At 51.6% G+C, this 11,094-nt stretch carries 12 protein-coding genes; all 12 read left to right on the top strand.

What is annotated here, in order from left to right; translation table 11 throughout:
* The first annotated feature begins 34 nt into the window (after positions 1-34).
* Positions 35-874, top strand: coding sequence for a tRNA pseudouridine(38-40) synthase TruA (truA, locus tag KFE80_02845; GenBank protein UTW46598.1), 840 nt, complete (start codon positions 35-37; stop codon positions 872-874).
* A gap of 129 nt (positions 875-1,003) precedes the next feature.
* The gene (locus KFE80_02840; protein ID UTW45866.1) at positions 1,004-1,639 is read left to right on the top strand and encodes a phosphoribosylanthranilate isomerase; all 636 of its coding nucleotides are present in this window, start codon (positions 1,004-1,006) and stop codon (positions 1,637-1,639) included.
* Complete coding sequence (trpB, locus tag KFE80_02835) at positions 1,620-2,852, top strand: tryptophan synthase subunit beta (GenBank protein ID UTW45865.1); 1,233 nt, start codon at positions 1,620-1,622, stop codon at positions 2,850-2,852. Before KFE80_02840 ends, trpB begins: the two co-directional genes overlap by 20 nt.
* Before the next feature lie 29 nt (positions 2,853-2,881).
* Complete coding sequence (trpA, locus tag KFE80_02830; GenBank protein ID UTW45864.1) at positions 2,882-3,688, top strand: tryptophan synthase subunit alpha; 807 nt, start codon at positions 2,882-2,884, stop codon at positions 3,686-3,688.
* Positions 3,689-3,722: 34 nt separating this feature from the next.
* Positions 3,723-4,646: an acetyl-CoA carboxylase carboxyltransferase subunit beta gene (locus KFE80_02825; GenBank protein UTW45863.1), complete on the top strand. Its 924-nt coding sequence runs from the start codon at positions 3,723-3,725 to the stop codon at positions 4,644-4,646.
* 12 nt (positions 4,647-4,658) lie between these two features.
* Positions 4,659-5,882, top strand: coding sequence for a bifunctional folylpolyglutamate synthase/dihydrofolate synthase (locus tag KFE80_02820; GenBank protein UTW45862.1), 1,224 nt, complete (start codon positions 4,659-4,661; stop codon positions 5,880-5,882).
* Positions 5,875-6,417, top strand: coding sequence for an SPOR domain-containing protein (locus KFE80_02815; GenBank protein ID UTW45861.1), 543 nt, complete (start codon positions 5,875-5,877; stop codon positions 6,415-6,417). Before KFE80_02820 ends, KFE80_02815 begins: the two co-directional genes overlap by 8 nt.
* A gap of 55 nt (positions 6,418-6,472) precedes the next feature.
* Positions 6,473-7,000: a CvpA family protein gene (locus KFE80_02810; protein ID UTW45860.1), complete on the top strand. Its 528-nt coding sequence runs from the start codon at positions 6,473-6,475 to the stop codon at positions 6,998-7,000.
* 36 nt (positions 7,001-7,036) lie between these two features.
* Entirely contained in the window at positions 7,037-8,563 is a 1,527-nt protein-coding gene (gene purF / locus KFE80_02805; GenBank protein ID UTW45859.1) for an amidophosphoribosyltransferase, read from the top strand.
* 9 nt (positions 8,564-8,572) lie between these two features.
* Entirely contained in the window at positions 8,573-9,772 is a 1,200-nt protein-coding gene (locus KFE80_02800) for an O-succinylhomoserine sulfhydrylase (GenBank protein UTW45858.1), read from the top strand.
* Between the two features lie 80 nt (positions 9,773-9,852).
* Positions 9,853-10,398, top strand: coding sequence for an SRPBCC family protein (locus KFE80_02795; GenBank protein ID UTW45857.1), 546 nt, complete (start codon positions 9,853-9,855; stop codon positions 10,396-10,398).
* 113 nt (positions 10,399-10,511) lie between these two features.
* A complete protein-coding gene (locus KFE80_02790) occupies positions 10,512-11,093 on the top strand; it encodes a hypothetical protein (GenBank protein UTW45856.1) in 582 nt (193 codons plus the stop codon).
* Position 11,094: the final 1 nt, after the last annotated feature.

The following is an 11,094-nucleotide window of genomic DNA, read 5'->3' as shown; positions in this document are numbered from 1 at the left end:
TCAACGCAACTGCCTGCTGAGCCCCGAAGACAAAATGCCAGAAGGCATGCACCGCATAGCTGCCGTCGTTGAATACGACGGCAGTGCTTTTTGTGGCTGGCAACGACAGAGTCACAGCCCCAGTGTCCAGGCAGAGGTGGAACGTGCGCTGTCAAAAGTGGCGGCAGAGCCCATTACGGTGGCCTGTGCCGGTCGTACCGACACTGGTGTTCACGGCACCAACCAGGTGATTCACTTCGACACGCTTGCCAAGCGTGAGCCGAGAAACTGGATTCTCGGCACTAACGCCAATTTGCCGCCAGGTATTCGTTTTCACTGGCTGGCTCCAGTACCGCACCAGTTCCACGCCCGTTTTAGCGCCACAGCGCGCACCTATCGCTACGTTATCTACAACGAACCTTATCGCCCGGCGCTGGGGCATGCCGGTTTAACCTGGTATCGCCACCTTCTGGATGAAAAACAAATGCAGAGGGGCGCGGATTATCTGTTGGGAGAGCGGGATTTTTCCTCTTTTCGGGGTGCAGGCTGCCAGTCCAAAACCCCCAACCGCAATATGCACTACGTGGATGTATGGCGGCAGGGCAGTTTGGTGATTATCGAATTGCGCGCCAACGCTTTTGTGCTGCATATGTGTCGCAATATTGCTGGCGCATTAATGGCCGTGGGCGCTGGACAGCATCAACCAGAATGGATCAATGAGCTTATGGAAGTGCGCGACCGAAATCAGGCCGGAATCACTGCACCGCCGCAAGGGTTGTATCTGGTGAATGTGAGTTATCCGCAGGACTTTGCTTTTCCCGAGTTGGCCCCGGGGCCTTATTTGGTTTCTGAACCGCTGCGCAGGCCTGCTTGCGTACAGAGACAATCATTCTGAAAGCCTGATACTGATGCCTCAAGCCACTGTCCAAAAACAATCCAACTTTAGTAATACCACCGTAATATTTTGCATAGCTGCCAACAGGCGATTTTGCTAAAATCCGCTGCTTTGCGGCAGGGGTTCAGCGTGACAACTCGGGTAAAAGTTTGCGGCATTACCTCCGTGCAGGATGCTCTCGATGCCGTTGCTTGCGGCGCCGATGCCATCGGCCTGGTGTTTTACCCGCCGAGCCCTCGAGCGGTTACTGTGGAACAGGCAAAATCCATTGCATTGTCTGTGGGGCCTTTTGTAACCGTAGTGGGTTTGTTTGTTAACGCTTCCCAGGCTGAGGTCAACAAAGTATTGGCAGCAGTACCTATTCAGGTGCTGCAGTTCCACGGTGACGAAAACAACGATTTTTGCAGCCAGTTTTCACGGCCTTGGTACAAAGCCATTCGTATGGCGCCGGATCTGGATGTAACAGAACAGACGCAGGCCTTTAGCGGCTCTCACGGTTTGTTGTTTGATGCCTGGCAAAAAGACAAATACGGCGGTACTGGTGCTACCTTTGAGTGGGCGAGAATTCCGCAAATCGATCGGGCGGTGATTCTCGCCGGTGGCCTCAACCCGGATAATGTAGAACGCGCGGTGAAAACAGTTCGCCCTTATGCGGTGGACGTCAGTGGCGGGGTGGAACGCTCGCCCGGTAAAAAATGCCCACAAAAAATGCAGCAGTTTATTGAGCGCGCCAAGAGCGCCTTAGATGGAGAGAACAGTGAGTAGTCATTCTTCAAACATCGACTTTAATCAGTACCCCGACCCTCAAGGGCACTTCGGCCCCTATGGTGGGCGCTTTGTTTCAGAAACCCTGATGCACGCGCTCAATGAACTGGAGCGCAATTACGCCAAGCTCAAGGCGGATCCGGAACTGCAAGCAGAATTTGATCGTGACCTGGCTCATTATGTCGGCCGTCCATCCCCTTTGTATCACGCTGAACGCTGGTCTCGCGAAGCCGGTGGCGCGCAAATCTACCTGAAGCGAGAAGATTTGAACCACACCGGCGCCCACAAAATCAACAACACCATTGGTCAGGCGTTGTTGGCCAAATACAGTGGCAAAACTCGCATTATTGCGGAAACAGGAGCGGGCCAACACGGCGTTGCCAGTGCCACGGTATGCGCACGCTTGGGGCTTGAATGCCATGTGTACATGGGGGAAGAGGACGTGCGTCGTCAGGCCCTTAACGTCTACCGGATGAAATTGTTGGGTGCCACGGTGCATCCGGTCAGTTCCGGTTCGCGCACCCTGAAAGACGCCATGAACGAAGCCATGCGCGACTGGGTCACCAACGTGGATAATACCTTTTACATTATTGGTACCTGCGCTGGCCCACATCCGTACCCGGAGTTGGTGCGCAATTTTCAATCGGTTATCGGCCGCGAGGCCCGGGCACAATGCCTGGAAATGACCGGTAAATTACCCGACGCACTGGTGGCTTGCGTGGGAGGTGGTTCCAACGCCATTGGCCTGTTTCACCCGATGCTGGGTGATGAATCCGTGGCTATGTACGGCGTAGAGGCGGGCGGTTACGGTATTGAAAGTGGCAAGCACGCTGCCCCACTGAACGTCGGTGTGCCAGGGGTTTTGCATGGCAATCGCACTTATCTGATGGAAGACGACGACGGCCAGATTATTGAAACCCATTCCGTGTCCGCCGGGCTGGACTATCCCGGAGTTGGCCCTGAACACGCTTGGTTGAAAGATCAAAACAGAGTGGATTATGTTGCCGTTAACGATGACGAGGCGTTAGACGCTTTCCGTTATCTGACCCAGGTGGAGGGCATTATGCCGGCACTGGAAACCAGTCATGCATTGGCCTATGCCGACAAGCTGGCGCGCACCATGAGCCCGGATCAGACCATTGTTGTCAATCTGTCTGGCCGTGGCGACAAAGATATTCTCACCGTGGCCGACATAGACGGTATTACGGTTTAAGTCCACCTATCGATTAAGAGCAACAATTTGTGAATCGAATTAAAACAACCCTCGACCAGCTGCAAAAAGACAATAAAAAAGCGCTGGTGACCTATATTGTGGCGGGTGACCCAGAACCTGCCGTCACCGTAGATGCTATGCACGCCCTGGTGGCGTCTGGTGCCGATATCCTGGAGTTGGGTATACCGTTTTCAGACCCTATGGCTGAGGGGCCAGTTATCCAGCTGGCCCACGAGCGAGCCTTAAAACACAGCACCAGCTTGCGTGATGCCCTTGCCATGGTGACTGAGTTTCGCCGCGCCAACAACCACACCCCGATTATTTTGATGGGCTACGCAAACCCTATTGAAAAAATGGGCTATTCAGTCTTTGCCGATGCGGCAAAAAGCGCCGGTGTTGACGGTGTGTTAACTGTGGATCTTCCACCAGAAGAATCTGCGCCTTTTACCCAAGTGCTGAAACAGCAACACCTGGAAAACATATTCCTGATAGCGCCCACCACAACCGCGCGACGACAGCAGGCGATTGTGGAGCAAGCGGGTGGTTTTATTTACTACGTATCCTTGAAAGGGGTTACCGGTGCCGGGCATCTGGATGTGGATTCGGTCGAGCAAAAACTGGGGGAAATTCGCTCTTTGACCCAGTTGCCTATCTGCGTTGGTTTTGGCATCAAAGACGGCGCAACTGCCCGCGCAGCCGCCGCTTGTGCCAGTGGCGTAGTGGTGGGCAGTGCCATTGTGTCCGCCATTGCAGCTACCAATAATGGGCAGATCGACTCTATAAAGGCTACTATCAGTGATATAGTGGGCGAAATTCGCAGTGCGTTGGATTCATAGAACCAAATAAATAGACGACGAACAGGTTGATACTATGAGCTGGCTTGAAAAGATCAGACCCCAGGGGCTTACCACCCAGAAGAAAGACCGCACCCAAAGTGTTCCGGAAGGGTTGTGGAAAAAATGCCCTAAATGCGGCGCACCGTTGTATCGCCCGGAGCTTGAACGCAATATGGACGTTTGCCCCAAGTGCTCACACCATATGCGCATTGGTGCCCGTCGTCGACTGGATGTGTTCCTCGACAAAGACGGACGCGAAGAAATTTGCACAGAGGTCGAGCCTATCGACCGCCTGAAATTCAAGGACGTTAAAAAGTACAAGGATCGTCTCAGCGAAGCCCAGAAAAAAACCGGTGAAAAAGACGCGGTTGTAGCCATGCGAGGATCTGTTAAAGGCATCCCCGTAGTGGTGGTCGCGTTTGAATTCGCTTTTCACGGTGGCTCCATGGGTTATGTGGTGGGTGAAAAATTCACCCGCGCAGCAAAGCTGTCTCTTGAAGAAAATATTCCCCTGATTTGTTTTCCGGCAACCGGCGGTGCTCGTATGCAGGAAGCCCTGATCTCGCTGATGCAAATGGCCAAAACCAGTGCAATTGTGGAAAAGCTGAAACAACAGGGTACGCCATACTTCTCCATTATGACTGACCCGGTATACGGCGGTGTCTCTGCTAGCCTGGCGTTGCTTGGTGATATTAATGCGGCCGAACCGGGCGCCCGAGCGGGTTTTGCCGGGCCAAATATTATCGAGCAGACCATTCGCCAAAAATTGCCGCCGGGTTTTCAGCGGGCGGAATTTCTGCTGGACCACGGCGCCATCGATATGATTATTCCGCGCCTGGAAATGCGCGATACGGTTGCTCGCCTGTTGGCGAAGTTCACCGGCCGTGATGAGTTTCCTGTGGTTGAAGAAGATGAGGCCGAGGAATCTGAAGCCCCGGTGGCCAGCGAAAGCGAATAGCCCCTAGCCATTTTGTCAAACCCGAGCTCTCTTGAAGAATGGCTCAAATTGTTGGAAGGGCGTCACCGCCAGCAAATTGAATTGGGCCTGAATCGTGTTGCCGAGGTGTATCAACACCTCGGCATTGTTTCGCCTGCGCCCACGGTTATTTCTATTGCCGGTACCAACGGCAAAGGCTCTTGCGTGGCGGTTTTAACGGCTATCTTAGAGACTGCTGGTCTTACTGTTGGCTCGTACACGTCTCCTCACTTACTGCGTTTTAACGAGCGAATTGCCATACATGGGCAACCTGTGGACGATGCCCGCCTGTGTTTGGCATTTGAAACGGTAGAGAATGCTCGGGGAGAGGTTTTATTAACCTATTTTGAATTTACCACCCTGGCAGCTTTTGTGGTGATGGCGGAAGCTCAGGTGGATGTGGCTGTATTGGAAGTGGGCCTGGGCGGCCGTCTTGATGCGGTGAATGTGGTGGATGCCGACATTGCGGTCATCACCAGTATCGATTTGGATCATCAGGAGTACCTGGGAGACACGCGGGAAGCTGTTGCTTCAGAAAAATTAGGCATTGCCCGTGCAGGCAAGCCACTTATTTGCGGTGAGGAAAATCTGCCTGCTAATTTTGCTGATGAAGTCAGTCGCATTGGTTGTCACAGCAGCTATCTGGGGCAAGACTTTCAGTATCCTGCAGAGATCACCCAAGCAGCCAGACTACCGATCCCCAGCGTAGCCTGTGCGATTCAAGCGGCAAGCCTACTGGGATACTTGCCGCCCCGCGAGCAGCTGTTGAGTGTTTTGGCTGAAGTTCGTCTGCCTGGGCGTTTTCAGCGAATACCTGTAGGCGATCGTGAATTGATACTGGATGTTGCTCACAATCCGGCTGCTGCAGAACTGTTGGCGTTGCGTTTGAGGCAAACTGGCAAGCAATGCCAAGCGGTTGTGGCAATGATGGCAGACAAGGACATGGATGGTGTCCTCCAGCCCATGGTTGAGCTATCAGAGCACTGGTTTCTGGCGCCGTTGACCAATATGCCTCGCGCAGCATCTCCGGATACAATCGCCGAGCTGTTGTACAATAATGGGCTGAATTCCAGTCAATTTGAGTCTGTGGGTGCTGCCATTGAGCAGGCCTTGGAAGCAGCAGGCCCTGGAGGCAGGGCAGTGGTTTTTGGGTCTTTTTTTACCGTGGCGGCAGGGCTGCAATGGTTACAACGTAACGGAGTGACGTCAGTTGAATGACGGTCTGAAACAGCGGGTTGTAGGGGCTTTTGTATTGGCGGCCCTGGCAATTATATTTTTGCCAATGCTGTTTGATTTCAGCGGTGAGCGCTATATCGACACAACCTCACAAATTCCCCCGCGGCCAGATATCGCCGAGCTGACTTTTGAAGAACCTAAACGGCCGCAGAATATTACCTTCCCCAAACCGGCCGAACGCTCTTTCCAGCCCGAAGAACCGGCTGTTGCGGATGTGCCTGCGGTTGAAGAAGAGCCCACGCCTGAGCCTGTGCCAGCTCCTGGTCTCAACGAGCAGGGGCTGCTCGCGGCCTGGGTGATCCAAGTGGGCGCTTTCAGCGAGCAGGAACGGGCCCGAAAATTGGAAAAATCGCTGTTGGCAGACGGCTACAAAGCCTATCAACGAGAAAACCCGGCTCGGGGCCTGTTTTTCGTTTATATCGGCCCTGATGCGGATAAACAGACCCTCTTACAGGCTCAAAAGAAAGTCGACAGCAAATATCGTGTTAAATCAAAGATTCTTTCTTTTGAACCCTGAAGTTCATGATGCACTCTGATAAAATCGCGCCATTCCTGCGAGGAGCAACCGACCAATGAACTGGGCTGATTGGGCGATTATTGCCATCGTCGTGTTATCTGCACTGATTAGTTTGGTTCGGGGCTTTGTCCGCGAAGCGCTGTCATTGGCGATGTGGCTGATTGCCGTGGTGGTTGCGGTAAAATTTCACCAACCGCTGTCTGAACAATTTACCAATCTGATTGAAACCCCTTCCCTGCAATTGATTGTTGCCTGGATCGTCTTGCTTGTGGGAACACTATTGGTGGGCATGCTGGTTAGCTTCTTGATCGGCCAACTAGTCAAGGCCACCGGTCTTAGCGGTACCGACCGCTTGATCGGCGCTTTGTTCGGTGTGGCTCGCGGCTTGCTGTTGGTGCTTGTGGTGCTGATACTTGCGCCCAAGGCTTTGCCAGTCAATGAAGATCCGTGGTGGCAACAATCGAAACTGATTCCCCACTTCCTGAAGTTTGAACAATGGGCGAATGATATGGGTGCCAACCTGTATCAGTCGGGGCAAGAGTTACTGAAATCTCAACCGGAAACAAACGGTTCACGTGTTTAGCAATATCGTAAAACAGAGCGTTTAGGTTAATAAATTATGTGTGGCATAGTCGGTATTTTTGGTAATGGTAACGTCAATCTGGAACTGTATGACGCCCTTACCATGTTGCAGCATCGAGGCCAGGACGCCGCGGGTATTACCACCTGTGACAACGGTGTTTTTCACCAGCGCAAGGACAATGGTTTGGTCAAGGATGTGTTTCATACCCGGCACATGAAACTGCTGGAAGGCAACGTAGGCATTGGCCATGTACGCTACCCCACAGCGGGCAGTTCCAGCCCCGCTCTGGCTCAGCCGTTTTACGTGAATTCTCCCTACGGCATTTGCATGGCTCACAACGGCAACTTAACCAACTCTTCCCAGTTGCATGAGCACATTTTTAAATCCGATATGCGGCATGTGAATACCGACTCGGATTCGGAGCTACTGCTCAATGTGTTCGCCAACGAATTGCAGTTGCAGGGCAAGCTCAAGCCAGGGCCGGAAGATATTTTTGCTGCGATAGAGCGCCTGCACGGTCGCTGCACCGGAGCCTATGCGGTGGTGGGTTTGATTGCCAACTACGGTTTATTTGCCTTTCGCGATCCGTTGGGCATTCGCCCGCTGGTTTATGGCAAACGGCAAGGTGCAAAGGGCACCGAATACATGGTGGCTTCTGAAAGCGTAGCCCTCGATACCATGGGCTATGAACTGGTGCGCAGCGTGCACCCGGGAGAGGCGCTGTTCGTTGATATGGAGGGCAAACTGCATCTCCGTCAGTGTGCTGAAAATCCACAACTGGTGCCCTGTATTTTTGAGCATGTGTATTTCGCTCGCCCGGATTCCATGATTGACGATGTGTCGGTGTACAAATGTCGCCTTCGTCAAGGAGAGAAGCTGGCGGAAAAAATTCTCCGCGAAATTCCCGAGCAAGATATCGATGTCGTTATTCCCATTCCCGATACCAGCCGGGTTGCCGCGCAAAGTATTGCCGAGCGTCTGGGGCTGAAGCTGCGTGAAGGCTTTATGAAAAACCGCTATATCGGCCGCACCTTTATTATGCCGGGGCAAAAGCAGCGTAAAAAATCCGTACGCCAGAAACTCAACCCCAATAAACTGGAGTTTCAGGGCAAGAACGTGTTGCTGGTGGATGATTCCATCGTGCGTGGCACCACCAGTGGTGAAATTATTCAAATGGCCCGTGATGCTGGTGCCAACAAGGTTTACATCGCCTCTGCCGCGCCTGAAGTGAAGTTCCCCAACGTTTACGGCATCGATATGCCTTCGGCGGAGGAGCTGATTGCCCACGGCCGCACAGTGGAACAAATTGCTGAGGAAATTGGTGCCGACAAATTAATTTACCAGGATTTGGACGATTTGATTGAATCGGCGAAAGAAGGCAACAGCGATATTAACCACTTTGACTGTTCGGTATTCAATGGCGAATACATTACCGGCGATGTGGATCAAGCGTACCTTGATGCGTTGAATAAGGCGCGCAATGACAACGCCAAAGGCGATAAAGACAGCGGTACAGAATCCGCAGAGCTGATTGGTATTCACAACGCCTCTGCAGGTGTTTAGGACATTACTGTGATCGATAAAGACGATAACTCTCCGCTGACAGGTGCTGGCCTGGATACACTGGCAATTCGCACCGGTGTAGCACGCAGTCACGAGCAGGAGCACTCCGAAGCGCTGTTTCTCACATCAAGTTATGTGTTTGACAACGCTGAACAGGCGGCTCTCACCTTTGCCAATGAGCGTGAAGGCAATGTGTACAGCCGCTATACAAACCCCACTGTACGCGCCTTTGAAGAACGTATAGCGGCACTGGAAGGTGCTGAAGCCGGAATTGGCACTGCATCTGGCATGGCAGCAATTTTGTGCACCTGCATGGCATTGTTTAATGCTGGTGACCACATCATCTGCTCCAAAGACGTTTTTGGGGCTACCATATCGCTGTTTAACAAACACCTCAGCCGCTTTGGCCTGGAGGTGAGCTTTGTGGCGTTGGATGATATGGATGAGTGGCGCTCTGCCATTCAGCCAAATACCAAAGGCTTCTTTATTGAAACCCCATCCAACCCCAGAGCCGTTGTTGGCGATGTGAGTGCATTGGCTGATCTTGCCCATCAACATGATGCCTTGCTGTTGGTGGACAATTGTTTTTGTACACCTGCACTGCAAAAGCCCATTGAGTTTGGGGCGGATGTGGTGATTCACTCTGCCACAAAATACATCGATGGCCAGGGCAGGGCATTGGGCGGTGCCGTAGTTGGTGGCAAAGAGCACATTGATGCCGTACGACTGTTTATTCGTGCTGCTGGCCCTTATATGAGCCCGTTTAACGCCTGGGTGTTTCTCAAGGGCCTGGAAACCCTGCGCCTTCGAGTGGAGGCTCACTCCGCCAGTGCCATGGTGCTTGCTCAGTGGTTAAATGAACACCCAAAAGTAACCAAAGTTTACTACGCAGGGCTACCAGAACACCCGGGACATGAATTGGCTAAACGGCAGCAGAAAGCATTTGGCGGCGTGGTGGCTTTCGAAATTGACGGTGGTCGCGAACAGGCGTGGCGATTGATCGACAGCACCAAGCTACTGTCTTTGACGGCCAATTTGGGGGACGCTAAAACCACCATTGTTCACCCGGCTACCACAACCCATGGCAGCTTGACCGATGAGCAGCGGGAACAGGCGGGTATTAGCCAGAGCCTGATTCGCGTAGCTGTTGGCCTGGAAGACATTGAAGATATTAAAGCGGATCTGGAACGGGGTTTTAGGGCTATTTGATGCCGCTTTTTTACAGTGCGCATGCAAAAGCTCTATTCTTAAAAACCGGATATTGAGTACTAAAAAAGCAGGGGGATGCTATGAAAGTACTGAAGGTATTATCGATTGTTGTTGTATTGCTGGCTGTAGTAGGGCTTTGCCTGCCGTCGACTACTCATGTGGAGCGTTCCACAGTGATCAAGGCGCCACAAGAAAGGGTCTTTGAGTACGTCAATAACTTTCAGCACTTTAACCAGTGGTCTCCCTGGGCGGCGAAAGACCCAAATACTCGCTATCAATACAGTGGCCCTGAGTCCGGTGTCGGCAGCAAAATGGCCTGGCAAAGCGACAGTGACCAAGTGGGGAGTGGCTCTCAGGAAATTATTAAATCTGAGCCCTATAACTACGTAGAAACCACCCTGGATTTTGGTGCGCAAGGCACCGCAAATGCCAACTATCGCATTACCAGCACTGGGGAGCTAACCAGTATTACCTGGTCGTTTGATACCGACCATGGCTGGAATTTATTGAGCCGAGGATTTGGTTTGATGATGGATGGCATGTTGGGGCCAGACTACGAAACCGGATTGGCAAATTTAAAACGAGTTGTGGAGGGGCAGGAAAGCCTAAAGGGTAATACTCCTTGATTGTTTGTATAGAGTAACTATCAGCTAATTTGGTTTTTGAGATACGTAAAAGCCACTTTATTATTAAGTGGCTTTTTAGTTTGTTAAGCTAATACTTGCTTCAGGATGCAAGTATGTTCAGAAAGAAGATAATTGTAAAAACGGACGACCCTTGGCAGCAACTTCGATTAGGGACGCTTTTAGTTGGTGGCCTGGTTATTGGCTGGTTGTACTTTCTTCAATCCTGGCAAATTCACGCAACTTGGGAATGTTGGCAAGCCTCTGACATCTGGCTGTATGCAGATAGATGGGATGATCCATTTTATCAGTTTGGTTTGGTATTTATACTGATGCTTCTATGGAGCCTCGGTGAATGGCTTTCAAGTTTGGTAAAAAAACGCCATTTGTTGGCCATAATAAGTTTCTCGTTGATAGCATTTTTAAGTGTCATTAACTTTGTTCATTATCGCCACTGGCAGTTTCTTCAACTGCAAAGAGGCTATATCTCTCTCGAAGAGTCTCCCTACAAATTTGAAAAACCTTCTTGGCTCGACATCACCCCATATTCAGGAAAATACACATCTTGGAAAGACTTCGTTGAGTTGCACCGTTGTGAAAAGGGGTTGCCGATTAGCGCTATGACAGCTAAAGAAAAGAGTGATTTAAATAGAAAGTATGTCGAGTATCGTGCACAAGAAATACAGCTTGATAAATAAT

Source organism: bacterium SCSIO 12696, from assembly GCA_024397955.1.
GTDB lineage: Bacteria > Pseudomonadota > Gammaproteobacteria > Pseudomonadales > Porticoccaceae > SCSIO-12696.
Note: the sequence above shows the minus strand (reverse complement) of the source record. Positions and strands in the feature narration are given on the sequence as shown.

What these genes read in the sequence shown, in the direction of transcription:
- KFE80_02795 (UTW45857.1), top strand. Translation starts at nt 9,853, where the DNA reads ATGAAAGTACTGAAGGTATTATCGATTGTTGTTGTATTGCTGGCTGTA.
- purF (UTW45859.1), top strand. Translation starts at nt 7,037, where the DNA reads ATGTGTGGCATAGTCGGTATTTTTGGTAATGGTAACGTCAATCTGGAA.
- KFE80_02790 (UTW45856.1), top strand. Translation starts at nt 10,512, where the DNA reads ATGTTCAGAAAGAAGATAATTGTAAAAACGGACGACCCTTGGCAGCAA.
- KFE80_02825 (UTW45863.1), top strand. Translation starts at nt 3,723, where the DNA reads ATGAGCTGGCTTGAAAAGATCAGACCCCAGGGGCTTACCACCCAGAAG.
- KFE80_02810 (UTW45860.1), top strand. Translation starts at nt 6,473, where the DNA reads ATGAACTGGGCTGATTGGGCGATTATTGCCATCGTCGTGTTATCTGCA.
- truA (UTW46598.1), top strand. Translation starts at nt 35, where the DNA reads ATGCCAGAAGGCATGCACCGCATAGCTGCCGTCGTTGAATACGACGGC.
- trpB (UTW45865.1), top strand. Translation starts at nt 1,620, where the DNA reads ATGGAGAGAACAGTGAGTAGTCATTCTTCAAACATCGACTTTAATCAG.